This is a genomic window from Serratia sp. K1WW1 (assembly GCF_055790865.1).
On record NZ_CM147697.1, the window covers coordinates 713,224 to 738,378 of the forward strand.

Here is a 25,155-nt window from a genome sequence, read left to right on the forward strand (position 1 = left end):
AGTAAGGTTTCTTATCTTGACCGTATTTTACGGTATGATTTGAGAGATTATGTCTGTTGGGAATAGCTCATGAAGCAAATCCGGGTGTTAGCCCAGTACTACGTTGATTTGATGGTAAAACTGGGGCTGGTGCGCTTTTCACTGTTGCTGGCTTCAGCGCTGGTGATACTGGCGATGGTGGTGCAGATGGCGGTCACCATGCTGCTGCGTGGTGAAGTGGAAAGCATCGACGTGGTGCGCTCCATCTTCTTCGGTCTGCTGATCACGCCGTGGGCGGTTTATTTCCTTTCGGTGGTGGTGGAGCAACTGGAAGAGTCGCGCCAGCGCCTGGCTCGGCTGGTGGATAAGCTTGAGGAGATGCGCAATCGCGATCTCGCGCTGAACCAGCAGATGCAAGAGAACATTAGCCAGCTCAATCAGGAAATTGCCGACCGTATCAAGGCGGAGCAAGATCGCCAACAGGTGATGGATAAGCTGACCGAAGAGATGGAGCAGCGCGAACAGGCACAGGTGGAGTTGGGCCAACAATCGGCATTGCTACGCTCTTTCCTCGATGCCTCCCCCGATCTGGTTTACTACCGCAACGAAGAAAAAGAGTTTTCCGGCTGCAACCGGGCGATGGAGCTGCTGACGGGCAAGAGTGAAAAACAGCTGATCGGCCTGACCCCCTTTGATGTCTACAGCAAAGAGATCGCCGAAAAAGTCATCGAAACCGATGAGAAAGTATTCCGCCACAACGTCTCCCTGACCTATGAACAATGGCTGGTGTACCCAGACGGTCGCAAGGCCTGTTTTGAACTGCGCAAGGTGCCGTTTTACGACCGCGTGGGCAAACGTCACGGGCTGATGGGCTTTGGCCGCGATATAACCGAGCGTAAGCGCTACCAGGACGCGCTGGAGAACGCCAGCAGGGACAAGACTACCTTTATCTCAACGATCAGCCACGAGCTTCGTACGCCGCTTAATGGCATCGTCGGCCTGAGCCGTATCCTGCTCGATACCGAACTGAACGATGAGCAACTGAAGTATTTGAAAACCATCCACGTCAGCGCCATCACCCTGGGTAATATTTTCAACGACATCATCGAGATGGATAAACTCGAGCGGCGTAAGGTCCAGTTGGACAATCAGCCGGTCGACTTTACCGGCTTCCTGGCGGATCTGGAGAACCTCTCCGGCCTGCTGGTACAGCCGAAAGGGCTGCAGTTTGTGATGGAGCCCGAGCTACCGCTGCCGCAGAAAATCATTACGGACGGCACACGCCTGCGTCAGATCCTGTGGAACCTCATCGGTAACGCGGTGAAATTCACCCAGCAAGGCCAGATCGTGGTGCGCGTCAGGCGCGAAGAGCAGGAACAGATCGTGTTTGAGGTTGAAGACTCAGGCATGGGGATCCCGCAGGATGAGCAAGACAAGATTTTCGCCATGTATTATCAGGTCAAAGACCAGAACGGCGGGCGTCCGGCGACCGGCACCGGGATCGGTCTGGCGGTCTCCAAACGGCTGGCGCAGAGTATGGGCGGAGATATTACGGTAAACAGCGTACAAGGGCACGGTTCTTGCTTCACCTTGACCATCAAGGCGCCAGCGGTGGACGAAGTGGTCAATGAGGTCCAGGCGGTGGAAGAAATGCCGCTACCGGCGTTGCATATCCTGCTGGTGGAAGATATCGAGCTGAACGTGATCGTGGCGCGTTCGGTGTTGGAGAAACTGGGCAACAGCGTTGCGGTGGCCATGAACGGCCGCGATGCGTTAGCCATGTTCGACCCGGACGAGTTCGATCTGGCCCTGTTGGATATCCAACTGCCAGACATGAGCGGGCTGGATATCGCCCGTGAACTACGCGAGCGTTATGCGGGCCGATCGCTGCCGCCGTTGATTGCGTTGACAGCTAATGTCCTGAAAGACAAGAAAGAGTATCTTGAAGCGGGCATGGACGATGTGCTGAGCAAGCCGTTGTCGGTACCGGCCTTGACCAAGATGATCAAACATTACTGGGATCATCAACCCCAACATACCACAAAGAAAACGGAGCAAAAGTCGATGCAGATTAATGAATCGTTATTGGATACCGCAATGCTGGAGCAGTACATGGATCTGGTGGGGCCGCAGCTGATCCATCAGAGCCTGGCGATGTTTGAACAGGTCATGCCGGGGTATCTGGCGGTGTTGGATTCCAACATGACCGCGAAGGACGAGAAAGGGATCACCGAAGAAGGGCACAAAATCAAGGGTGCCGCTGGCTCCGTCGGGCTAAAACATCTGCAACAGCTGGCCCAGCAGATCCAGACGCCAACGTTGCCAGCCTGGCAAGACAACGTGCAAGAGTGGGTCGATGAGCTGAAGCAGGAGTGGCGCAATGATGTGGCGGTGCTGCGAGCTTGGGTAGAGAACGCTGAAAAAAAATGACCCCAGCCGAGGCCGGGGTGCGCGAATATTGCGCCAACACCAGGGAAATCATTAACCTGCGTATTGGTTTTTAGCGTTCTGGTAGAGCAGGTGGTACGAAATTCGTATACATCATACAGCGAACAACATAGCAAATGTAAGCGCTCTTGTTAGAAGAATCATTAAAATATGTGATGTAGTTAGTATTTGTCGCCTCTGGGCCTGCCTTTGCCGGCGGTCCTGGCTGGGAGAATGTCGATGAAACAGGTCGCTGTAGTACTGAGTGGTTGTGGTGTTTATGACGGGGCAGAAATCCATGAGGCGGTGCTCACCTTGCTGGCTCTGGATCGTGCCGGTGCGCAGGCGGTCTGCTTTGCACCGGATAAGGCACAACTACATGTTATTAATCATTTATCCGGCGAGGAAATGCCAGAGAGTCGCAACGTTTTGCTGGAGTCGGCGCGCATCGCGCGTGGCAAAATTCAGGCGCTTTCACAGGCCGATGCCGAGCAGTTGGATGCCCTGATTGTGCCTGGTGGATTTGGTGCGGCGAAGAATTTGAGCAGCTTTGCCACGCAAGGGGCGGAATGTTCAGTGGATCCCGATCTGTCTAAGCTTATTCTGAAAATGCATAAGAAAAACAAACCAATGGGTTTTATGTGCATTGCACCTACGCTGCTGCCGAAAGTTCTCGATCAACCGTTACGATTGACCATTGGTAACGATCCCGATCTGGGGGAAGTGATTGATGCCATGGGGGGGGAGCCGGTGATCTGCCCGGTAGATGACATCGTGGTTGATATTGACAACAAGGTTGTCACGACCCCGGCCTACATGTTGGCCCAGTCGATCGGCGAAGCGGCGCAGGGAATTGATAAGCTGGTGTCACGAGTGCTGGATCTGGTGGAATGATAAGGTTTTCTCGTAAATCGTGGATTGTTCGCCTGTGGTTTTGGTTTAAACGAGGCGTTCTTGCGGTTATTGGCCTGTGGTTGGCGGGGATTATTCTGTTCGCTTTTCTGCCGGTGCCGTTTTCAGCGGTGATGGTGGAGCGGCAGCTCGGTGCCTGGCTAAGCGGGGATTTCGGCTATGTGGCGCATTCCGACTGGGTAGCGATGGACGATATTGCCCCTTCGATGGCGCTGGCAGTGATGGCGGCAGAGGATCAGAAATTCCCAGATCACTGGGGGTTTGACGTGGCGGCCATTGAAAAGGCGATCAGCCACAATGAAAAGCGGCCAACGCGCATCCGTGGTGCTTCTACCCTTTCTCAGCAAACGGCAAAGAACCTGTTTTTGTGGGATGGGCGTAGCTGGGTGCGCAAGGGGCTGGAGGCTGGGCTAACGGCGGGGATTGAGCTGGTTTGGACCAAACGGCGTATTTTGACGGTGTACTTGAATATCGTCGAATTTGGTGACGGCATCTTCGGCGTGGAAGCGGCGGCTCAGCACTTTTTCCATAAGCCGGCAAGCCGTCTGACGGCCTCGGAAGCGGCCCTGCTGGCGGCGGTGCTGCCTAATCCGCATCGTTTCAAGGCCGGTGCCCCTTCAGGGTACGTCACCCAACGCCAGCAGTGGATTATGCGTCAGATGCGCCAGTTGGGTGGGGAAGGATTTCTTAAGGCGAACGATCTGAAGTAATGACCCCTCACCCCAACCCTCTCCCACAGGGAGAGGGAGCTGATAGCCTCTACTCTGTTGGGAGAATGGGGTAATTTCAGCAACCTCGATCGCTACTGCAACCACGGTGAGTCTGTCGGTGCTCATGATGAATCACCACACTTTCAACCTAACTCGATCGGTCCCCTCTCCCTGTGGGAGAGGGTTAGGGTGAGGGCAGCTGACAACGCCGATCTCCCCCCGACTCACGAGATTATTTAACGTAGGTAAACGCCGTTGTCACATGCTTCACGCCGCTAACCTGGCTGGCAATCTGCGCCGCAGACTGGCCTTCCTGCTGTGTCACCAAACCTAACAAGAATACTTCGCCATTTTCGGTAGTGACCTTCACGTTTGAAGATTTGACGGTATCGCTGGTCAGGATCTGCGAACGCACCTTGGTGGTGATCCAGGTATCGGAAGAGGCGGTACCCAGGCTGACCGGTGTGCCCTGACGAATTTCGTTATACACCTCAGCGGCACCATCGACGCCAAGTGCGATCTGCTTCGCCCGGCTGGCGAGCTCGGTGGTAGGAGCCTGGCCGGTCAGCAGCACTTTGCCCTGATAGGCGGTAGCTATGACACGGGCTTCTTTCTTCAGTTGCTGATCTTTGCTGATGGCATTTTCGACCCGGGCTTCCAACGTGCCGTCATCGACCTGTGTGCCTACGGTACGTGGATCGGTTGCCGTTTTGGTGGCAACCGCGGCGCTGCCAACGACAACGCCCGCGACGCAACCCTGCAACAGTAGGGCGCTGAACAGCACTGCAAATGTGGCTCTTAGCTTCATCTCAGTTCCTTTAATCGTCCTGGTGGGGGAACAATGTGTTATCAATCAGGTCGCATAGGCAATTGACGGTAAGCATATGCATCTCCTGAATGCGTGCACTGCGGTGAGAGGGGATACGTATCTCCACATCCTGCTGGCCGAGTAAACCCGCCAACTCTCCGCCATCGTAGCCGGTAAGCGCAACAATGGTCATATCACGCGTTACCGCAGCTTCGACCGCTTTTACAATATCACGGCTATTGCCGCGGGTGGAAATCGCCAGCAGCACGTCACCGGTGTGGCCGAGTGCCCGCACCTGTTTGGCATACATTTCATCATGCAGACGATCGTTGCCGATGGCCGTCAGCACCACGTTATCGGCGTTTAGCGCGATCGCGGGCAGGCTAGGGCGTTCGGTTTCAAAGCGGTTGATCATGCAGGCGGCAAAATGCTGGGCGTTAGCCGCCGAGGTGCCGTTGCCACAGCACAGGATCTTGTTGCCGTTCAATAACGATTGAACCAGGGTCATCGCGGCACGGGATATCGCGTCAGGTAAGGCTTCCGCCGCCGCAATCTGGGTTTGGATACTCTCGGTAAAACAGACTTTGATTCTATCCAGCACGTTGTTTTAATCCACTAGGTCAAAGGGCCGGCATACACCGGTCAACAGGGTTTAATCCGCATTGAAGGCATTGGGTATCCATTCTAACTGGCTACCGGTAATGGCTAAAACATCAAAACGGCAAGATGATGTGTCAAAACTGGCTCCTCGCCCCGCCAGCCAAACGGCGGCGGCATGCAGCAATCGCCGTTGCTTGCGGTAAGTCACGCTGGCCGCTGCGTCACCAAAGGCGGCACTGCGCCGGTAGCGGACTTCGACGAACACCCAGGTTTGACCATCACGCATGATGAGATCGAGCTCACCCCCACGTACCGACACGTTGGCGGCAGTGAAGGTGAGCCCCGCGCGCTCCAGGTATTGACGGGCCTGGATCTCATAGCCCGCCCCCTTGGCGCGTTGACTCAGGAGACCGGAACGACCGAGCCCTGGCGGTATTGCAGCCAAGTCAGTTTCCTGGTGATCACACAGTTAGGTGAAGATGTCAGCACACCGGTGGTGCCTGAAATCTGGAATCCTGGCAACTGGCGCATTTGAGCAAAGTGGTTGGCCAATGTCCAGGCATCCATCCCCATGGCGTAGAGGCGCACCAGGGAATAGTCGTTACGGAATTTGGCGGTGGCTTGCTGCTGCAACTGTGGATTGGCCCCTGCTAGCAGAGGAATATCACTGAATTGCAGGCCTTCCATTTCCAGACGGAAGTCCGGGCCAGCACCGGCCTGATAGCTGCGCGAGCTGGCAAACATGGCTGGCTTGCTACGAGAGCTGGTGGTCATGTCGATCATCGGCTTGATCAGCGTCAACTGGTCCTGCGTGGCGACAATATACACCGAGTCCACGCCACCGCCGGTAGAGGCCGGGATATCGCTTGGTGGCGCTGGAATAGTCAGGCCAGCGATAGTCACCGACTGCTGCGCCGGAGCCGGTGAGGCCACCGGGGTGCCGCTCATGCGAATGCCGCCGCTGTTGACCATCTGGCGTAGCTCACCGGCAGAACCGATCCCTTGCTGCAGCACGGTCTGGCCGCCGAGCTTCTGCCACTCTTCGGCGAAGGCTTTGGCAATGCGATCGCCAAACGCGCCGCGTGGCAGCAGCAGTAACGGCTGGCGTTTTTGCTGTTCCCAGATATGACGGGCGGCATCGCGGGCTTCATCTTCCGGTGACAGGGCGAAGTAACAGATATTCGGGCTGTCCTTCGGCTGCTCAGGCTGGTTGAGTGCCAATACGTTCAACGTCGTTGAGGTGGTGGCGAGTTGATCGACTTCCGCCTTCAACAGCGGGCCCACGATCAGGGTTGCGCCATCCTGCTGGGCTTGAGCCAACAACGCTGGCAGAGGCTGGCTGGTGGTGTCGTAGACCTTCACCTGCCCGCCGTTTGCCGGGGCTGGAGTGACGGGTACCGGAGCAGGTTGTACCGCGGCTACCTGAGTTGCATCCGCCGCAGGGGCTGAGGTACTTACGGCACCGTTGGCATTGTCTGGCGTTGCTGCCACGGTCTGGTCGGGATTATTGGTTGGTTCCATTGCCTGAACGGGCGCGGTGAGTGCGATGCCACTTTGCGCTGCGTTAAAGCCCTGCTGGATCGCATCGGCAAACACTTTGGCCTGGCCGTTCAGCGGCAGCAACAGGGCGATATGCGAAGTCGAAGCCTGGGTGAAATTCAGCACCTGATTCAACTGCGTTGGCAGGCTTTTCGCCGCCGGATTTTGCGGATAGCGGTTCTGCCAGTCTTTGATCCCGGCCTTCAGCAGATCGGGATCCTGACGGTTGTCCTGATAGACTCGTAACAGATCCAGCCAGCCTTGCAGCACGTTTTCGTTGGCGTTAATCACCAGGCTGTTCATGTCGGCCGGTTTCAGGCCAAGCAGCGTTTGCCAGGTTTTATCCAGGTTATCCTGATGAGCCTGGCCGCTTAGTAACGGCTCCTGGGCAATATAGGCGCGGATCAGCGGCAGTGAGGCTTGGCCCTGATTTGCCGCGATCTGCGCCTGATACAGGCGAACCAGCTGATTTGGTGACAGCGCGCTGCTGTCTATGTTGTTCAGCGCATCGCGGGCTGCGCTCAAATTCTTGTTGGCCACCTGCAGTTCTGCGCTCAATAGCTGGCGCTCAAGCTGTTGTGTACTCGTCAGGTTTTGCGGCAAGGTGCTCAGTTGCTCGTTGGCCTGTGGCAGTTTGCCTTCGCGAGTTAATGCGCGAATCGCAAGTAATTGCCAGTCAGCCTTGTTATCATCGCTGCTTTGCTGCAACTGTTGCAGATAGTAATCAGAGTTGGCACTGGCTTCGTCCTGGATATTTGAGGGCGGAGTTTGTGGAACCTGACTTGGACAACCAGCTAACAGCAAGGCTGCCAGTACAACAGGTACTAATCGCCCTGCTTTGGTACGAAGGAATGTTGAGGAAAGCATACTGTATCCAGTGATGTTTTTTTCAAGATGCTCAATATTAAATCGGCAATCCGGATGAAACAATGAATCAACACCAACAATCAGCTATTTCTGCATCGACACTGTACGTGGTGCCCACCCCCATCGGTAACCTGGGGGATATGACTCATCGGGCCATAGAGGTACTGAAAAGCGTCGATCTGATTGCGGCGGAAGATACGCGCCATACCGGGTTGCTGCTGCAACACTTTGCTATTAGCGCGCGGTTGTTTGCGCTGCACGACCATAACGAACAGCAGAAGGCGGACCAACTGCTGGCAAAACTGCAGGAAGGCCAAAGCATAGCACTGGTGAGTGACGCAGGCACGCCACTGATTAACGATCCGGGTTATCACCTGGTGCGCCGTTGCCGCGAAGCGGGGATCCGTGTCGTGCCGCTGCCGGGTGCTTGTGCTGCCACCACCGCGCTGTGTGCCGCCGGTGTGGCTTCCGATCGTTTCTGCTACGAAGGCTTCCTGCCAGCCAAAACCAAAGGCCGTAAGGATACCCTGCTGGCGCTGGCAGAGGAACCGCGAACGCTGATTTTCTATGAATCTACCCACCGTTTGCTGGAAAGTTTGCAGGACATGGTCACCGTGTGGGGGCCACATCGCTACGTGGTGCTGGCGCGTGAACTGACCAAAACCTGGGAATCGATTCACGGTGCCCCGGTGGGGGAACTGCTGGCCTGGGTGCTGGAAGATGAGATGCGCCGCCGGGGGGAGATGGTGCTGATTGTGGAAGGCCACAAGGCGCAGGAAGACGATTTGCCGCTCGAAGCGCTGCGTACCCTGGCACTGCTGCAAAAAGAGCTGCCGTTGAAAAAGGCGGCGGCATTAACCGCAGAGATCCACGGCGTGAAGAAAAATGCGCTGTATAAACATGCGCTGGAGCAGCAGGAACAGGCTAACTGAGCTCCAGCTTTGTGACTTCAGCTATGCCGAATGATGTTGAACCCTTCCTGGTCATTCGGCTCAACAAAATGGCGAGTGATGAGATCAAACTGCGCATCGGTCGCGGCAAAATCATGAGTGCCCGACTGATTGCGGGCATGAAGTCTGGCCTTGCAGACATCATCGGGCGCGTTGAGATAATGCAGTTGGTTATCGGCACCCGACTCGCGGATGATATCCATCATCCATTCACGGTTGGCCACGGTGTTGGCCGGAAAGTCCAGAATGAGGGTTACCCCGGCGTTAAGCAGCGCGATCAGATGGGGTTTGATGGCGTTTTTCAGCTTGGTACTACAGCGGACATAGTCTGCAACGGTCTGCATCTCCTCGGCGTATAGCTGGGCAAGCCAGCGATCTTCCGCGATTATCACGCTACCAGGCTGGGTTGCCAACTTGGCTGAAAGCGTGGATTTTCCTGATGCTATTTTTCCGCACAGAAGATGCAGGGTTGGTTTCTGGGGCGAACGGGTCATGGTTAACCTCACTGGAGTGATGCCGGTAAGGCCCGCCTCACCGGCGGGAACAAACTGACGAGCGTCATCCCACCTTGGTTGGTAAGCGGTAAATAATAATCTCGACGCAAATCAGAGCTGAAGGTCTTTGTTTCATATCCTCAAGCTAGCATATCCATAGGGCGCGCCTCTAGATCTGTTTTCCTTTCCCCTAAAACGGTTGACCTGCCGCAACCACAACGCTACTATCCGCGCCGGAGTTGACCAGACAGTCGCCGCTTCATTGCCGTCCTCTTCGGGGGAGACAGATGGAGGGGAGGAAAGTCCGGGCTCCATAGGGCAGGGTGCCAGGTAACGCCTGGGAGGCGCAAGCCTACGACTAGTGCAACAGAGAGCAAACCGCCGATGGCCCGCGCAAGCGGGATCAGGTAAGGGTGAAAGGGTGCGGTAAGAGCGCACCGCGCGGCTGGCAACAGTCCGTGGCACGGTAAACTCCACCCGGAGCAAGGCCAAATAGGGGTTCACATGGTACGGCCCGTACTGAACCCGGGTAGGCTGCTTGAGCCAGTGAGCGATTGCTGGCCTAGAGGAATGACTGTCCACGACAGAACCCGGCTTACCGGTCAGCTCCCTCTATACAGATAACCCCGCGTGACGAGAGTCGCGCGGGGTTTTTCTTTATCTGTACCCTACACCGGCAAATCAATCAGCAGCGCACGTAGCGGTGCTTCGGCCTGGATGGTGAGGCGGTTTTCCTCGCGGATAAACGCACCGTCTCCACAGGTCAGGCGCTGGCTTTGGTGATGGTCGCCATTGACCTCAACGGTACCGTGGATCGATTGCAGGTAGGCGCGTGGCCCATGCAGAGTAAGCGTCTGCTGTGCTCCCGCCGGTAAGTTCAAATGATGTATCCAGACCTGTTGGCGCAGTTGCAGGCTGCCTTGGGAACCATCTGGTGAGGCCAGTAGCGTATAGGGCTGATCTGGCAGGCTCAAACGCTGCACACGCTCGTTACTGCGCTCCGGACAGGCATCCAGCCACAGCTGCATCCGGGTCAGTGGCGTGCTGCTGCTGACGTTCTGTTCGCTATAGCTAAGCCCCGGTTGCGTAGCCAGCAATAACGCCTCTCCTGCACCTGCGCGTACGGTATTGCCGTCGCTGTCCCGGTATTCGGCTTCACCTTGCAGGATCAGATTCAGGATATCTACGTTGGGATAGGTGCGTGGCTGGAAGGCGGCACCCGGTGCTAATACCTCTTGGTTCAGTACCCGCAGCGACGCATAGCCCATCAGCTTGGGATCGAAGTAGTGACCAAAGGAAAAGGTATAACGAGCCTGCAGCCAACCAAAGTCAGCTTGCCCGCATTGTTGTGCTGTTCTGCATGTGATCATGGCAATCGGCTCTCTAAATTCAATCTCTTGATGGTAAGCATCTGGACGGCGGATTGTTAGCCAGTTAATCTGGTCGGTATATTCAAATTTCCTGATAGAGAGTTTCGATGGCCAGAGATCGGGCGTTAACGCTTGAAGCGCTTAGGGTTATGGATGCGATCGACCGCCGTGGCAGCTTTGCCGCCGCTGCCGATGAACTGGGGCGAGTGCCTTCGGCGCTCAGCTACACCATGCAAAAATTGGAAGAAGAACTTGATGTGGTGCTGTTTGACCGATCTGGGCATCGCACAAAATTTACCAACGTTGGTCGCATGCTGCTTGAGCGTGGCCGCGTACTGCTCGAGGCGGCGGACAAACTGACGACTGATGCAGAGGCATTGGCGCGGGGGTGGGAAACCCATCTTACCATCGTCAGCGAAGCGCTATCCCCTGCCTACAAGCTGTTCCCTTTGGTTGATAAGCTGGCGCTGAAGGCCAATACCCAGGTTTCGATCTTTACCGAAGTGTTGGCCGGAGCATGGGAGCGGCTGGAGCAAGGGCGGGCCGATATCGTTATTGCGCCGGATATGCACTTTCGCGCCTCTTCTGAAATCAACACCCGCAAGCTGTATAAGGTGATGAGCGTGTACGTTGCCGCACCGGAACATCCAATCCACCTGGAGCCGGAGCCGCTGTCGGAGCTGACGCGGGTGAAATACCGTGGTATTGCGGTGGCGGATACCGCGCGGGAGCGGCCAGTGTTGACGGTGCAATTGCTGGATAAACAGCAGCGCCTGACGGTGAGCACCATCGAAGATAAGCGCCGCGCCTTGCTGGCCGGGCTGGGGGTTGCCACCATGCCATATCAGATGGTGGAGAAAGATATCGAGCAGGGGCGCTTGCGCGTGGTGGGGCCGGAATATAGCCGTGAGGCAGACATTATCATGGCCTGGCGGCGCGACAGCATGGGCGAGGCTAAATCCTGGTTCCTACGCGAAATCCCGCGCCTGTTTGCACGCGAGGAGAATCAGTAACTTCTTCGCATTTTCGCATCGTATAAGGCCCCTCACCCTAACCCTCTCCCACAGGGAGAGGGGACCGATCGAGTTACAAGTGAACTCCTGTACTCGTCTCTTACCAATTAGATCTTGCACCTGAACAAGGCGCCATTGCAGCTCCCTCTCCCTGTGGGAGAGGGTTGGGGTGAGGGGAAACAGCGATTGCCGGATCCTCAGATTAACCGCAATCAACCAAAACGCACATCGCGCCCGTGGGGTTCATCCAGATCCTGCGCGGGGCCGATCGAAATGATCCCGTGCGGGTTGATGGTGGCATGGCTGCGATAATAGTGGTTGCGGATATGCGCCATATCGACCGTTTCGGCAATCCCCGGCATCTGGTAGATATCGCGCAGGAAGCCGTACAGGTTGAGATAGTCGCTGATGCGGCGCTGGTCGCATTTGAAATGAGTGACGTAGACCGGATCGAAACGGATCAGTGTAGTCCACAGGCGGAGATCGGCCTCGGTGAGTCGATCGCCGGTCAGATAACGGTGCTGGCCGAGGATCTGCTCAAGCCGCTCCAAAGAGGCAAACACGCCGTTCACCGCTTCGTCATAGGCCTCCTGACTGGTAGCAAAACCGGCCTTGTACACCCCGTTGTTCACCGAATCGTAAATCCAGCCGTTGAGCGAATCGATCTTTTCACGCAGTTCTATAGGGTAATAATCTCCAGCCCGCGCGCCGACGGCGTCGAAAGCGCTGTTGAACATGCGGATGATATCGGCAGACTCATTGCTGACGATGGTCTGTTGCTGTTTATCCCACAGCACTGGCACGGTAACGCGACCGCTGTACTGCGGATCGGCCCGTAGATAGAGCTGGTAAAGAAAATCGGAGTGATACAGCGCATCGCCGGTTGCAGCAGGGAAATCCTGGCCGAAGGTCCAGCCGTTTTCCAACATCAGCGGATGTACCACGGAAACCGGGATGGTTTGCTCCAGCCCCTTCAGCTTGCGCATCAGCAGGGTACGGTGTGCCCAAGGGCAAGCCAGGGAAACATACAGGTGGTAGCGATCTTGCTCGGCTTTAAAACCCGCTTTGCCATGCTCTCCCGCAGCGCCATCTGGGGTGACCCAATTGCGAAACTGAGAGGTTGAACGTTTGAAACGGCCCCCGGTGGATTTGGTGTCATACCAGGTGTCTTGCCAAACGCCATCAACGAGTTGTCCCATGAGATCCTCCAATATGCTGAGAGAAAAAGTCAAAAGGCCCGGCGTTGAGCCGAGCCTTTCGTCGATACTATAAGCTTACCACTTTTTGTTCAAAATGCGGTCAATGCTGAAGCCGCCAGGGCCTGCAACCGCCAGCACGATGAAGCCACCGGCAATGGTCAGGTTTTTCATAAACATCAGCTGGTTCACGCCTTCGGCAAAGTTGGTGTGGAACAGCAGCGCGGTCAGGATGGTGAAACCGGCAGTAAACAGCGCCACGGTACGGGTCAGGAAACCGAACAGGATTGCCAGGCCACCGCCGAACTCCAGCAGGATGGTCAGCGGCAGCAAGAAGCCAGGTACGCCCATCGACTGCATGTATTGTTGGGTGCCAGCATAGGCATCACCCATTTTGCCGTAACCTGCAACGATAAACAGGATTGGCATCAGAATACGAGCAACCAGCAAACCTGCATCTTCTAATTTCTTCATCATTAACTCCAAAAAGTGTTGTTGCTTGCCAATCTTGGCATTGGTACCGCCAGGGGGGCCTGTAGCCGCCATGTTCGGTTGATGGAGTGAATGTTAGACGGGAATGCTGCGGGTTGTTAGCAAGTAAAACTGTCGTAATTTTTCAAAAAATCTGAATATTAAAAATTCGATAAAAGTAGTTATAAATCATTTAATTAACGATTTATAACGCGTGTTTGGATAAAATCCACGCAAATAAAAGGGATTACCAACGGGATAATTGAACTTGTTACAGCGCGGTTATTTTTTGGCAAGGGCGTTACGGATCAGACGAACGGTGCCCCAGACGCTGAGCGCCCGCCGTGACCAGCGGATCAACTTGCTAGGATGGCGTATGCCGTACAGCGCGATCACGCTGGAACCGATAGCCATATATTTACGCAGCCCATACAAGGTCTGCCAGCTGCGATCGAAGGATTCGGTCTTTTGTAGCCACTGGCTTTTGTTGGCGGCCAGATCCAGGCGTTGCTGCTGGATCTGCCGGATGAGTTGCTCTTTTCTGCGTTCACGGTACTGGCGGTGATTCATGTTTCTCCTCCAGTTCAGCACGATCGAGTTCCAGTTGCTGACGTGTTGCCCCTAACAGTGTCGAACGGCGAGCCTTGGACAGTGTCCAGACGATGCCCACAACGGCCAGGAACAGCAGAACGGCGGTAGTTGTGCCCAACGCCATCAGGCGATAAGCAGGGTCGATGGCCCAGAAGATGAGGATTAACAGGCTCATCAGGCCGAACGCGGTAAACAGCAGGGTAAGCCCCGCCATCATCAGCAACTGAATGAGGTTGGCTTTCTCCTCTTCCAGCTCGATAACGGCCAGGCGCACCCGGGTTTCCACCATGCCGACCATAATGGTGACAATCCGTTGGGCGATATCCAGGACCCCTTTACCGGGGCCCTGTGCGCGCGTTTGCGGCTGCTCTGCCATAATCAGCGGCGCGCGAGCAGAACGCCTAACACCACGCCAACCGCGGCGCCGATACCGATACCGGTCCACGGGTTTTCACGCACGTAATCATCGGCCTGGCCAGCCATCTGCTTGGTTTGGTGAGCCAGTTTGTCACCGGCATCGCTCAGACGGGCACGGGTTTCTTTCAGTGCGCCTTCTGCTTTGGAACGCAGTTTGTCCAGTTCAGCTTTAGGTTTATCGGTGGAAGAGTTCAGTACTTCTTCCAGCGTATCGGCCAGGGACTTCAGTTCAGCGCGTAAATTTTCTGCATGTGAATCATGTGCCATTTCGATAACTCCTTAACATTAACTTCGACAGACTTTTAACATAGCGGATTTATTCACTTAAGCAAAGGGCTTATCCCCGGTGGATATCACTAACCAATGTCATTATCGGCTGGTAAAATCCCGCCAGATGGGGCTCTTAGCGATAAATCCGCTAATATAAAAATTATTCGGCCTGCGCGGCTTTCAGCTCAGCCTGGGCTTCTGCCAGCTTTTTCTGCTTGTTGGCGATTTTATCTGCCTTGCCGGTTTCCTGAGCCTCTTTCAGCTCCTGCTCACGCTCGGCCACTTTCTCCTGCTTATCAGCAATATTCTTCTGGCGATCTGCTTGTAAACCGGCTTCGGTGCAGTGGGTTTGTACTTCGCTCAGGGCTTTCTGCAGGCCTGCCACGCGGTGGCTGTTGCCGTGCTTAGTGGCATAATCGATCTGGGTCTGGATCTCTTGGGCTTTGCTGGCACAAGTCTCGACCGCTGCCTGTGAAAGCGCAGAAAAAGTGAACAGGGGGATGGCCAGTAACAATGTGTGGCGTAATTTCATGATTTCAATTCCTTAATGCTGGGAGATAACAAGGATGCTCCCGGTTTCCTGCTGCCCAAGGGGCAGTGCGACAGGTGACCTACGCGGCTTGCCCATGCTGACAATCAGCATAGTCACAAATTGCGTAGAACCCCAAAAATTGAGACTGCCGGTATTTCACATTCGGCTCAATGTGAAGGGGCGCCGTATGTTGCGCCCCCTAAGGCAATTCCTGCAATGTGAAGGGATTATCCCAGATTAAGTGGCGCGCGTGCAAATTTACGCACCCAGCGGCCGGAGAGAGGAGACTCGTTGAGGGCAATGGTATAACCGGGGGGCAGGATGTTTTCCAGGGCTTCACGGGCCAGCAGTTGCTGCTCAGGGGAGTCCAGGCGGATCACCAGGCCATCGCCCTCCGGCGTAATGCTTTTGATGCGGATACCGCGTTCATCCAGGCGCTGATAGACGTAAAAACCATCTGGCAACGATAAGCCCTGCTGAACCACGTGAATACGCAGCTCGTTTTCCGTACGCAAAATGTATGGCGCCAGCACGGCGGCCAATGCCAGCAATAGCAATAAGAGCATCAGCGCGTATTGCCAGCGTGGGCGTTTGGCTATCACGCGTCTTTCCCTGCACGGTCGGCGCGCTTTTTGCGCCACAGCACCACTAGCGAACCGACCAGCCCGGCGACCAGTAGCACCAGTGGCAACATCATCAGGCCGAACATCAACTGGTCTTCATACTTGCGGAACATCGGGGTTTTCCCGAGGGCAAAACCGACCGATACCAGGATCAGAACCCACAGCAGGCCGCTCATCCAGTTAAAGAACTGGAAGCGTGCGTTGCTCAAACCGGACAACCCGGCAATGGTAGGCAACAGCGTACGGACGAAAGCCAGGAAACGGCCAACCAGCAGGGCCGACAGGCCATGGCGGTGGAACAGCTGGTGGGCACGCTGATGGTAATGGGCCGGTAGATGAGCTAGCCAACCCTGTACCGTAGGCGTATTGCCTAGCCATCGGCCTTGTATGTAGCTAACCCAGCACCCCAGGCTGGCTGCGGTGGTCAGGATAAGAATGGTCACCGGGAAATTCATGGTGCCTTTGGCAACCAGGACCCCGACCAGGATCAGCAGGCTATCGCCCGGCAGGAAGGCGGCGGGCAGCAGGCCATTTTCCAGAAATAAAATCATAAACAGCAAGACGTACAGCGTCCAGACCAACGAGGGGTTGGCCAGCGTTTCAAAGTCTTGCTGCCATAAGGCATCCAACAGTTGCTTAATGATATCCATCCGGTGTTCCTAAAAACGTCATTGTTATTTTCGTTCAACGGCAGGGGCGGTAAGCTCGCGGAGGCCCTGGCTGCTGAAGATGATGAACGGTGTTGCTTTATTCTCTGATTCTTTTGGGGCGACACCGGATCATGAGTGATACGTTAGCGAGCCACGGTAAAGTATGTTGCTTTCTTTCCAACCCCCGAGCCTGCTTTGCTGCTGCGGGAAGTTCAGCGTCCAATTGACCTGCCGCAACCGGTTAGGGGCTGGGTTATTTGCCTGCGGTTGAGGCCACAGGCGGTAGCCCAGATCCGTTGCTAAAGTATAGGCCGGAACCGACTGGGACGGGGCCTGCAACGAGCTGGGGTAGGAATGCATCCGGGGCAAAGACAGCAGTAGTTTGCTGAGGGGCTTGCGGCGGAGTTCAGTGTGCGGACGGTAATCCTGATCGTAGGGGGAAACCACATGCTCATCAAATAATGCCTGAGCACTTAACGCGGAGGCTAAGGCTGCGGTTTGTGCTGCATAGAGCTTTGGGCCGGAGACCGAACCGGTCCAGCAGGAAAGAGCAATAAGCATGGCAAACAACCAGCGCATGTATTCGCGTTCCACCCCAAAGTCAGTCGATAAAAAAGTGGGCTAACTCTACCAAAATAGCACGATTGGCAACAGGGAAATCTACGTGGTCGCTGGGGAAATATCGCGCAGTAGGCGGCTGTACCGGGATCGATTCAGCCGTTTTTACAATACCTGACATTCGGCGCGATTTCTTGACGCCAAAACCCTATTTGGTGGGGGTGGCCATGTTATCCAAATGGATCACCGGATTCTCGGCAAACAGGTAGCGATCGGCGTTGTATTCGAAATCGTCGGTGGTGGCATTGAACAGCATCTGCTTGGTGTTTTCCAGATGTTGCCACATGGCCAGTTTGGCACCGTGAGGATCTTTACGTATCAGCGCTTTAAGGATCTCATCGTGATCGTCGCACCAGCTGGCAATGGAACGCTCATCGATGTGTTCGTGCAGTTTGATCCAGTAAGGGTTGCTGACGCGCTGAGCCCACATTTTTTCCACTATGGTAGCCATGGCGGTATTCTGGGTCGCCAGCGCGACCTGCACGTGGAATTTGAGATCCCACTGCGAATCGCGGAAGCGATCCTCTTTGCGCGCCTGCTCCTGGATCTCCATCAGTTGGACGATATCCTGCTTGGTCACCTGGGTGGCGGCGAACTCGGCGATGTTGCTTTCGATCAACTGGCGGGCCTGTAGCAGTTCAAAAGGCCCAGAGGTAGCGAATTCGAGGCTTTCGCCCGGTACCACCAGGTGCTTCTGCTGGTTGGAGATCACATGGATGCCCGAGCCTTTGCGCACTTCGACGTAACCTTCCACCTCCAGCATGATGATCGCCTCACGCACCACGGTGCGGCTAACGTTCATCTCTTCTGCGATATAACGCTCGGCTGGCAGTTTCTCACCGACAGGGTAGACCCCGCCCTCAATGCGCCGTTTTAGCTCGGCGGCCAATTGCTGATAAAGGCGTCTGGTTTCAGTGAATTCCATAGTGAATACTCGGCGGTAGAAGGGCGTGATGCCATAGGACCTGTTATACCACTTATCCGTTGTAGCTGCTAGCGAGTCAGATGCGAAAAGCCCGGCACAAAGGCCGGGCTGTGGGGGTTAACTGCTGGCATCAGCGGTTTGTAATCGCTCCTGTTCCAGCTCGGAAACCGGCTTGTTTTGCAGCACGGTCCAGATCACGATGGCGGCCAGAATATCGAACACCGACAGGGCGGCGAACAGCGGGCTGAAGCCTATGGTGTCAGCCAATGCGCCGACTACCAGAGCGAACATGGTGCTCGCCGTCCATGCAGCCATACCTGTCAGCCCGTTGGCGGTAGCGACTTCGTTGCGGCCAAAGACGTCCGACGACAGGGTGATCAGCGCACCGGACAGTGCCTGGTGGGCAAAGCCCCCGATGCACAGTAAGGCGATGGCGACATAAGGGCTGGTGAACAAGCCGATCATGCCTGGGCCAATCATTAGTACGGCGCCCAGGGTGACCACCAGTTTGCGTGAGACGATCAGGTTGACGCCGAAATGCTTTTGGAAGAATGGCGGCAGATAGCCACCCAGGATGCAGCCGAAATCGGCGAACAGCATCGGCATCCAGGCGAACATGGCAATTTCTTTCAGGTTAAAGCCGTAAGCCTTGAACATGAACAGCGGGATCCAGGCGTTGAAGGTACCCCAGGCAGGCTCTGCCAGGAAACGCGGTAACGCAATACCCCAGAACTGGCGGTTACGCAGGATCTGCCAGGCGGACATCTTCTTGGCATTGCTGGTCTGGTGGTGTGCTTCCTGACCATCCAGAATGTAGCTGCGTTCTTCGGAACTGAGTTTCTTCTGGTCTTTCGGGTGCTTATAGAAGATCAGCCAACAGATGGCCCAGATCAGGCTCAGGACACCGGTAATGATAAACGCCATTTCCCAGCTGTGCGCCACAATCGCCCAGACCACCAACGGAGGAGCGAGCATCGCGCCCACCGAGGAGCCGACGTTAAAGTAACCCACTGCGATGGAGCGCTCTTTGGCCGGGAACCATTCGCTACTGGCTTTCAGCCCGGCAGGGATCATCGCCGCTTCGGCCATACCAACCGCACCACGGGCCATCGCCAGACCGACCCAGCTGTTGGCCAGCGCGGTGCCCATACAGAAGATGGCCCACAGGATGGCAAACATCGCATAGCCGATTTTAGTGCCGAGCACGTCAAGGATATAGCCTGCAACGGGCTGCATCAGGGTATAGCAGGCTGAATAGGCGGCAACAATATAGGAATACTGTTGGGTCGTGATCCCCAGTGAACCTTCCAGCGAGGGGGCTGCGACGGACATCGCATTGCGGGTCAGATAACCGAGCACGGTGCCGATAGTCACCAGGCCGATCATATACCAGCGTAAGCCTTTAATTTTACGCATCCCAAATCTCTCCCAGTCTTAATATTTCGGCCACCGGCAAGCCCGTGGCGGTCATGGTGGTGATTTCCTTTCATCTGGTTGCCGGTATTCCGCTTACCGACGCCGCCCTGCGCGTTGCCATTAATCTGTGGTGATAAACCCGTATCAGGGTGGCGAGAAGATAACTTGTCATACAGATTTAAAAGTTGAGTGACATCACAAAAACCATTATTTTTTTAGGTGATAATGCTTGGCATCATATGGCATTGATTTAATGGTTGCCGTCTGGATAGGTGTTTGGAGGCCGTAATAATTGGCCATTCAAGATGAAAATCCGCTAGACTCCGCATTAAATTGGTGTGATAACTTTTCGCAAGTTGACAGCAAGGTTAGCCAGGATAAAAGGTGAGGAACCCACTATGGCCACGTTTTTGAGCGATGATTTCTTGTTAGACAGTGAATTTGCCCGCCGCCTGTATCACGACTATGCGGCGGATCAGCCTATTTTCGACTATCACTGCCATCTGCCACCGCAACAGATTGCCGAAAATTATCGTTTTAAAAACATGTACGATATCTGGTTGAAGGGCGATCACTATAAGTGGCGCGCGATGCGTACCAACGGCGTGGCTGAACGCCTATGCACCGGCGATGCCTCTGACCGGGAAAAATTTGATGCCTGGGCGGCAACGGTGCCGCATACCATTGGCAACCCGCTTTATCACTGGACGCACCTGGAATTGCGCCGTCCGTTTGGCATCACCGGCAAGCTGCTCTCCCCGACTACTGCAGATGAAATCTGGCAGCGTGGCAATGAACTGTTGTCGCAAGAGGCTTTCAGCGCTCGCGGTATCATGAAACAGATGAAGGTGAAAATGGTGGGCACCACCGACGATCCGATCGACGATCTGCGCCACCATCAAGCCATCGCCGCCGACAGCAGTTTCGATATCAAAGTATTGCCAAGCTGGCGCCCAGACAAGGCCTTCAATATTGAAGCCGCCGGGTTTAATGACTATATGCGACAGCTGGAAGCCGCCGCAGACACGTCCATCAGCCGCTTCAGCGATTTGTGCGATGCGCTGAAAAAACGCCTGGATCACTTTGCCGCTCACGGTTGCAAGGTTTCGGATCACGCGTTAGACGTGGTGATGTACGGCGAGGCCGATGAGACAACGCTAGACAAGATCCTGGCCCAGCGCCTCAGCGGAGAGCTGCCAACGCCACAGCAGGTTGCCCAGTTCAAGACCGCCGTCCTGCTGTTCCTGGCTGCTGAATATCAGCGCCGCGAATGGGTGCAGCAATACCACATCGGTGCACTGCGTAATAACAATAGCCGGATGTTCACTACTATCGGCCCAGACATTGGCTTCGATTCCATTAACGATCAGCCGGTAGCCGAATCACTGTCCCGCCTGCTGGATGCTCAAGCCAGGCAGGGGGCGCTGCCGAAGACCATTCTTTACTGCCTGAACCCACGGGATAACGAAGTGATCGGCACCATGGTCGGCAACTTCCAGGGTGAAGGTACGCCGGGCAAGATCCAGTTTGGCTCAGGCTGGTGGTTTAACGATCAGAAAGACGGTATGCAGCGCCAGATGACGCAGTTGGCACAGCTTGGGCTACTTAGCCGTTTTGTGGGCATGCTGACCGACAGCCGCAGCTTCCTTTCCTACACGCGTCACGAATACTTCCGCCGTATCCTGTGCCAGATGATTGGTCGCTGGGTGGAAGATGGCGAAGCACCGGCGGATATCGCGTTGCTGGGTGAGATGGTGAAAAACATCTGCTTCGACAATGCCAAACACTATTTTGCTATCGAATTAGCGTAGTCACAGCTCGAGGTTGGTTTATGCAAAGCATCATAAAAATCCATGCAAAAGATAATGTGGCGGTTGCACTGTGTGATTTGGCGGCTGGTGACCAGCCTGTCTGGGAAGGGCAGGCGATCACACTGGCGCAAGACGTTGCTCGGGGGCACAAGTTTGCTCTTGAGCCGATCGCTGCCGGTGAGATGATCGTCAAGTACGGCTTGCCGATCGGTTATGCGCTGGTGGCCATTGCTGCGGGCGAACATATTCATTCGCAAAATGCCAAAACCAACCTGAGCGATCTCGACAGCTATCAGTATCTACCGGAATTCCAGACCTTACCGGCGCAGGCGGCAGATCGTGACGTACAGATTTACCGCCGCAGCAACGGTGAGGTAGGGATCCGCAACGAACTGTGGATTATCCCGACCGTGGGCTGTGTGAATGGCATCGCCCGTCAGATCCTGCAACGTTTTCTGAAGGAAACCGGGGAAGCAGAAGGGATCGACGGCGTGCATCTGTTCAGCCACCCCTTCGGCTGCTCACAGCTCGGTCAGGATCATGAAAATACCCGCACCATGCTGCAAAATATGGTGCGTCACCCCAATGCGGGTGCGGTTCTGGTGATTGGCCTGGGCTGTGAGAACAACCAGGTGGATGCCTTCCGCAGTACTCTGGGTGAGTTTGATGAACAGCGCGTGCGCTTTATGGTCTGCCAGCAACAGGATGATGAAGTTGCCGACGGATTGGCACATTTGCATGCGCTATACCAGATTATGCGCGACGATCGCCGCCAGCCGGGCAAGCTCAGCGAGCTGAAGTTTGGCCTGGAATGTGGGGGATCGGACGGTTTATCGGGGATCACGGCCAACCCGTTATTGGGGTGCTTTTCAGATTATGTGATTGCCAACGGCGGCACCACGGTGCTGACCGAAGTGCCGGAAATGTTTGGTGCCGAGCGCATTCTGATGAGCCGCTGCCGCGATGAAGAGACCTTTGAAAAAACCGTCAGCATGGTCAACGACTTCAAACAGTATTTTATTGCCCACAACCAACCGATTTACGAGAACCCTTCGCCGGGCAACAAGGCTGGGGGCATCACCACGTTAGAAGAGAAATCCCTGGGCTGCACCCAAAAAGCCGGGCAGAGCCAGGTGGTGGACGTGTTGAAATACGGTGAGCGCCTGCGCCTGCCGGGGCTGAACCTGCTGAGTGCGCCGGGCAATGATGCGGTCGCTACCAGCGCGCTGGCGGGAGCCGGGTGCCATATGGTGCTGTTCAGCACCGGGAGGGGGACGCCTTACGGTGGATTTGTGCCAACGGTGAAGCTGGCGACCAACTCGGAGCTGGCAGCGAAGAAGCCGCACTGGATCGATTTTGACGCAGGCCGCCTGATCCACGGCTTGCCGATGGCGCAGATGCTGGAGCAGTTTGTCGATCTGATCGTGGACATTGCCGATGGTGCACCGGCGCGTAATGAAGTGAATGATTTCCGCGAGTTGGCGATCTTTAAAAGCGGTGTCACGTTGTAAAGCCTAGCCGGCGGGAGTAGCATAAAACGGCGTTTTGTTTTAAACGCCTTGCTACTACCGCCCCAGGATCTCCCTAATGACGTTTTATTGGTTTGCGCAGTCCGTTGGCGTGCTGGCTTTTTTGGTAGGCATCACCAGCTTTTTTAATCGCGATGACCAGCGTTTCAAACTGCAGCTGTCGGGCTACAGCCTGATTATCGGCATCCACTTTATCCTGATGGGGGCGAATGCCGCGGGGAGTAGCGCACTGCTCAGCGCCTGCCGCAACCTGGTCTCGATGAAGACTCGCAGTCTATGGGTGATGTGGATCTTTATCTCCCTTACGCTGATCATCGGTTTATCCCGCTTCCACCACTGGATCGAACTGCTACCGATCTGCGGCACGACCGTTAGCACCTGGGCGTTGTTCCGCACACGGGGTTTGACCACCCGCTGTGTAATGTGGTGCTCAACGGCCTGTTGGGTTACCCACAACATCTGGCTTGGCTCGATCGGGGGTTCGCTGATTGAAGGCAGTTTCCTGCTGATGAACGGTTTCAACATTATCCGCTTCCGCCGCCTGCAACTGCGCGGCATCGATCCTTTTGCGGTCGAAAAAAAGGCGCCTGCCGAAGAGTGCCAGGCCCCTCACCCTAACCCTCTCCCACAGGGAGAGGGAACCGATCGAGTTCGTTGATTGCTTTGAGTACTACCTTGCCTTTCTTGTTCTTACTCCTAAAGTGGAAATAGCACGGGTATCAGCTCCCTTGCGCACAAGGGGACCTTGAAAATGTAGTGACTCACCTTGGATGAGGGGGATCGAGTTTGCTGAGATTACCTCCACTCTTCCAACAGAGCAGAGGCTATCAGCTCCCTTTCGCACAAGGGGGCCGATCGAGTGGATTTGAAAATGTAGTGTCTCACCTTGGATGAGGGGGGATCGAGTTTGCTGAGATTGTCTTTCTACTTGCAAAAGAGCAGGGACTAACAGCTCCCTCTCCCTGTGGGAGAGGGTTGGGGTGAGGGGACTTAGCGAACTTTCAGCGGATCTTCATTGGCTAAACGCTGGTCTTCCGCCTGGCAAGCCGCTGCGGTAAACAGCACGTCGGTGGAGGAGTTGAGCGCAGTTTCAGCCGAGTCCTGCAGTACGCCGATGATAAAGCCGACGGCAACCACCTGCATCGCAATTTCGTTAGGAATACCGAACATGTTGCAAGCCAGCGGGATCAGCAACAGTGAACCACCGGCCACGCCGGAAGCCCCACAGGCACAGATCGCAGCAACCACGCTCAGCAGCAGTGCAGTAGGCACATCCACCGGAATACCCAGCGTATTCACCGCCGCCAGCGTCAGCACGGTGATGGTGATTGCGGCACCAGCCATGTTGATGGTCGCCCCTAACGGAATAGAAACCGAGTAGGTATCTTCGTTAAGGTTCAGCTTTCTGCTCAGTTCCATATTCACCGGGATATTGGCTGCGGAGCTGCGGGTAAAGAAGGCGGTAACGCCGCTTTCGCGCAGGCAGGTGAACACCAGTGGATAAGGATTACGGCGGATCTTCCAGTAAACGATCAGCGGGTTCAGCACCAACGCCACCAGCAGCATACAGCCGATCAGCACGCACAGCAGTTGGGCGTAGCCCCACAGTGCGCTAAAGCCGGTTTCGGCCAGGGTCGATGCCACCAGGCCAAAGATACCCAGCGGCGCACAGCGGATCACCGCACGCACCACCATGGTCACGGCATGGGACATGTCATTGATTAGCGACTTGGTGGTTTCAGAGGCATGGCGCAGCGCCAGCCCCAGACCCACGGCCCAGGCCAGGATGCCGATGTAGTTGGCGTTGATCAGCGCATGGAATGGGTTCGCCACCACGCTCATCAGCAAGCCTTTGATCACTTCAACGATGCCACCCGGCGGGTTGATATCGGTATTGCCTACGGCCAGTGCCAGCGTGGAAGGGAAAATAAAGCTGATCGCCACGGCGGTAAGCGCGGCGGCAAAGGTACCCAGCAGGTAGAGGAACAGGATGGGGCGGATATTGGTTTTTTGGCCCTGTTTATGGTTGGCGATGGAAGCCATGACCAACACCAGTACTAGCAGAGGTGCAACGGCCTTTAACGCGCCCACGAACAGCGTCCCGAGTAGGCCAATGGCGGCTGCGGCGGCTGGCGAAACCAGTGCCACCACAATGCCCGCTATCAGGCCGATCATTATTTGTTTAACCAGGCTGCCCTGAGTGATGCGTAGTAATAGTTTATTCATGATGCTCTTGCGTTTCCGCTCCCTGAGAATGTGATGTACAGATTGCTGCGCCTCGGCTGAAACGTGGCCGGGCAACTTATCGTCATATCTGTAACTAAGTATGTTTGCCGTGTCAGTATTCAGTAAACGGGGGATCTTGAAAAGGGGAGAAGGTGAAATTACCTGCATGGATCAATGATTGATAACATGCTGTTTACATTTGTGTGATCGT

Annotated in this window: 26 protein-coding genes and 1 other RNA gene; 9 read left to right on the plus strand and 18 right to left on the minus strand. The window is 55.4% G+C overall.

Features of this window, described 5'->3' with window-relative positions:
- The first annotated feature begins 69 nt into the window (after positions 1–69).
- The 3 genes from arcB (at position 70) to mtgA (ending at position 4,028) form a co-directional block, all read left to right on the plus strand.
- The gene (arcB, locus tag ACX9GU_RS03255) at positions 70–2,409 is read left to right on the plus strand and encodes an aerobic respiration two-component sensor histidine kinase ArcB (protein WP_473193831.1); all 2,340 of its coding nucleotides are present in this window, start codon (positions 70–72) and stop codon (positions 2,407–2,409) included.
- A gap of 237 nt (positions 2,410–2,646) precedes the next feature.
- Entirely contained in the window at positions 2,647–3,300 is a 654-nt protein-coding gene (gene elbB, locus ACX9GU_RS03260) for an isoprenoid biosynthesis glyoxalase ElbB (protein WP_473193832.1), read from the plus strand.
- Positions 3,297–4,028: a monofunctional biosynthetic peptidoglycan transglycosylase gene (gene mtgA / locus ACX9GU_RS03265; protein WP_473193833.1), complete on the plus strand. Its 732-nt coding sequence runs from the start codon at positions 3,297–3,299 to the stop codon at positions 4,026–4,028. Before elbB ends, mtgA begins: the two co-directional genes overlap by 4 nt.
- Before the next feature lie 232 nt (positions 4,029–4,260).
- On the opposite strand, the gene dolP is transcribed toward mtgA, so the two are convergent.
- From dolP to ACX9GU_RS03285, 4 genes are read right to left on the minus strand one after another with little or no spacing between them, the layout of a single operon-like run.
- Positions 4,261–4,836 (minus strand): division/outer membrane stress-associated lipid-binding lipoprotein, encoded by a 576-nt coding sequence (gene dolP, locus ACX9GU_RS03270; RefSeq protein ID WP_418353443.1) that lies wholly within the window; start codon positions 4,834–4,836, stop codon positions 4,261–4,263.
- Positions 4,837–4,846: 10 nt separating this feature from the next.
- Positions 4,847–5,437, minus strand: a complete 591-nt coding sequence (gene diaA, locus ACX9GU_RS03275; protein ID WP_021806942.1) for a DnaA initiator-associating protein DiaA — start codon at positions 5,435–5,437, stop codon at positions 4,847–4,849.
- A 51-nt stretch (positions 5,438–5,488) separates the two neighbouring features.
- Positions 5,489–5,842 (minus strand): YraN family protein, encoded by a 354-nt coding sequence (locus ACX9GU_RS03280; RefSeq protein ID WP_473195101.1) that lies wholly within the window; start codon positions 5,840–5,842, stop codon positions 5,489–5,491.
- Positions 5,839–7,842 (minus strand): penicillin-binding protein activator, encoded by a 2,004-nt coding sequence (locus ACX9GU_RS03285; protein WP_473193834.1) that lies wholly within the window; start codon positions 7,840–7,842, stop codon positions 5,839–5,841. Before ACX9GU_RS03285 ends, ACX9GU_RS03280 begins: the two co-directional genes overlap by 4 nt.
- A 62-nt stretch (positions 7,843–7,904) precedes the next feature.
- Between ACX9GU_RS03285 and rsmI the strand changes: the two genes are divergently transcribed.
- A complete protein-coding gene (gene rsmI / locus ACX9GU_RS03290; RefSeq protein WP_473193835.1) occupies positions 7,905–8,774 on the plus strand; it encodes a 16S rRNA (cytidine(1402)-2'-O)-methyltransferase in 870 nt (289 codons plus the stop codon).
- Between the two features lie 17 nt (positions 8,775–8,791).
- Here rsmI and ACX9GU_RS03295 read toward each other — a convergent pair whose 3' ends face one another.
- Positions 8,792–9,286: a P-loop nucleotide/nucleoside kinase family protein gene (locus ACX9GU_RS03295; RefSeq protein WP_141133041.1), complete on the minus strand. Its 495-nt coding sequence runs from the start codon at positions 9,284–9,286 to the stop codon at positions 8,792–8,794.
- A gap of 235 nt (positions 9,287–9,521) precedes the next feature.
- Between ACX9GU_RS03295 and rnpB the strand changes: the two genes are divergently transcribed.
- Positions 9,522–9,900: RNase P RNA component class A (rnpB, locus tag ACX9GU_RS03300), an RNA gene on the plus strand.
- A 54-nt stretch (positions 9,901–9,954) separates the two neighbouring features.
- On the opposite strand, the gene ACX9GU_RS03305 is transcribed toward rnpB, so the two are convergent.
- Positions 9,955–10,656 carry a pirin family protein gene (locus ACX9GU_RS03305; RefSeq protein WP_473193836.1) on the minus strand — a complete coding sequence of 234 codons (702 nt, stop codon included), beginning with the start codon at positions 10,654–10,656 and terminating at the stop codon, positions 9,955–9,957.
- 107 nt (positions 10,657–10,763) lie between these two features.
- Between ACX9GU_RS03305 and ACX9GU_RS03310 the strand changes: the two genes are divergently transcribed.
- Complete coding sequence (locus ACX9GU_RS03310) at positions 10,764–11,669, plus strand: LysR family transcriptional regulator (RefSeq protein WP_021180661.1); 906 nt, start codon at positions 10,764–10,766, stop codon at positions 11,667–11,669.
- A gap of 212 nt (positions 11,670–11,881) precedes the next feature.
- Here the strand turns inward: ACX9GU_RS03310 and ACX9GU_RS03315 are convergent, their stop codons facing one another.
- From ACX9GU_RS03315 to ACX9GU_RS03365, 11 genes are all read right to left on the minus strand, one after another.
- Positions 11,882–12,868 carry a glutathione S-transferase family protein gene (locus ACX9GU_RS03315; RefSeq protein ID WP_473193837.1) on the minus strand — a complete coding sequence of 329 codons (987 nt, stop codon included), beginning with the start codon at positions 12,866–12,868 and terminating at the stop codon, positions 11,882–11,884.
- Positions 12,869–12,943: 75 nt separating this feature from the next.
- Positions 12,944–13,339, minus strand: a complete 396-nt coding sequence (locus ACX9GU_RS03320; protein WP_024528174.1) for a DoxX family protein — start codon at positions 13,337–13,339, stop codon at positions 12,944–12,946.
- 279 nt (positions 13,340–13,618) lie between these two features.
- The gene (locus tag ACX9GU_RS03325; RefSeq protein WP_473193838.1) at positions 13,619–13,906 is read right to left on the minus strand and encodes a YqjK-like family protein; all 288 of its coding nucleotides are present in this window, start codon (positions 13,904–13,906) and stop codon (positions 13,619–13,621) included.
- Complete coding sequence (locus tag ACX9GU_RS03330) at positions 13,884–14,303, minus strand: phage holin family protein (protein ID WP_024528176.1); 420 nt, start codon at positions 14,301–14,303, stop codon at positions 13,884–13,886. Before ACX9GU_RS03330 ends, ACX9GU_RS03325 begins: the two co-directional genes overlap by 23 nt.
- Before the next feature lie 2 nt (positions 14,304–14,305).
- The gene (locus tag ACX9GU_RS03335) at positions 14,306–14,611 is read right to left on the minus strand and encodes an ElaB/YgaM/YqjD family protein (RefSeq protein WP_021180656.1); all 306 of its coding nucleotides are present in this window, start codon (positions 14,609–14,611) and stop codon (positions 14,306–14,308) included.
- 163 nt (positions 14,612–14,774) lie between these two features.
- Positions 14,775–15,146 carry a DUF1090 domain-containing protein gene (locus tag ACX9GU_RS03340; protein WP_473193839.1) on the minus strand — a complete coding sequence of 124 codons (372 nt, stop codon included), beginning with the start codon at positions 15,144–15,146 and terminating at the stop codon, positions 14,775–14,777.
- A gap of 227 nt (positions 15,147–15,373) precedes the next feature.
- The gene (gene mzrA, locus ACX9GU_RS03345; protein WP_473195102.1) at positions 15,374–15,745 is read right to left on the minus strand and encodes an EnvZ/OmpR regulon moderator MzrA; all 372 of its coding nucleotides are present in this window, start codon (positions 15,743–15,745) and stop codon (positions 15,374–15,376) included.
- Positions 15,745–16,419, minus strand: coding sequence for a DedA family protein (locus ACX9GU_RS03350; RefSeq protein WP_021180653.1), 675 nt, complete (start codon positions 16,417–16,419; stop codon positions 15,745–15,747). The genes mzrA and ACX9GU_RS03350 overlap by 1 nt, the downstream gene beginning before the upstream one ends.
- 129 nt (positions 16,420–16,548) lie before the next feature.
- A complete protein-coding gene (locus ACX9GU_RS03355; protein ID WP_473193840.1) occupies positions 16,549–16,998 on the minus strand; it encodes a hypothetical protein in 450 nt (149 codons plus the stop codon).
- A gap of 187 nt (positions 16,999–17,185) precedes the next feature.
- Positions 17,186–17,962, minus strand: coding sequence for a transcriptional regulator ExuR (exuR, locus tag ACX9GU_RS03360; protein ID WP_021806934.1), 777 nt, complete (start codon positions 17,960–17,962; stop codon positions 17,186–17,188).
- A gap of 117 nt (positions 17,963–18,079) precedes the next feature.
- Positions 18,080–19,378, minus strand: a complete 1,299-nt coding sequence (locus ACX9GU_RS03365) for an MFS transporter (RefSeq protein WP_021806933.1) — start codon at positions 19,376–19,378, stop codon at positions 18,080–18,082.
- A 398-nt stretch (positions 19,379–19,776) separates the two neighbouring features.
- On the opposite strand from ACX9GU_RS03365, the gene uxaC reads away from it, so the two are divergent.
- The 3 genes from uxaC (at position 19,777) to ACX9GU_RS03380 (ending at position 23,376) form a co-directional block, all read left to right on the plus strand.
- On the plus strand, positions 19,777–21,189 hold the full coding sequence (gene uxaC / locus ACX9GU_RS03370; RefSeq protein ID WP_473193841.1) for a glucuronate isomerase: 1,413 nt from the start codon (positions 19,777–19,779) through the stop codon (positions 21,187–21,189).
- Positions 21,190–21,209: 20 nt separating this feature from the next.
- The gene (locus ACX9GU_RS03375; protein ID WP_473193842.1) at positions 21,210–22,700 is read left to right on the plus strand and encodes a UxaA family hydrolase; all 1,491 of its coding nucleotides are present in this window, start codon (positions 21,210–21,212) and stop codon (positions 22,698–22,700) included.
- A 76-nt stretch (positions 22,701–22,776) separates the two neighbouring features.
- A complete protein-coding gene (locus ACX9GU_RS03380) occupies positions 22,777–23,376 on the plus strand; it encodes a YgjV family protein (RefSeq protein WP_473193843.1) in 600 nt (199 codons plus the stop codon).
- A gap of 332 nt (positions 23,377–23,708) precedes the next feature.
- On the opposite strand, the gene sstT is transcribed toward ACX9GU_RS03380, so the two are convergent.
- Positions 23,709–24,944 (minus strand): serine/threonine transporter SstT, encoded by a 1,236-nt coding sequence (sstT, locus tag ACX9GU_RS03385; RefSeq protein WP_473193844.1) that lies wholly within the window; start codon positions 24,942–24,944, stop codon positions 23,709–23,711.
- Between the last annotated feature and the right edge of the window lie 211 nt (positions 24,945–25,155).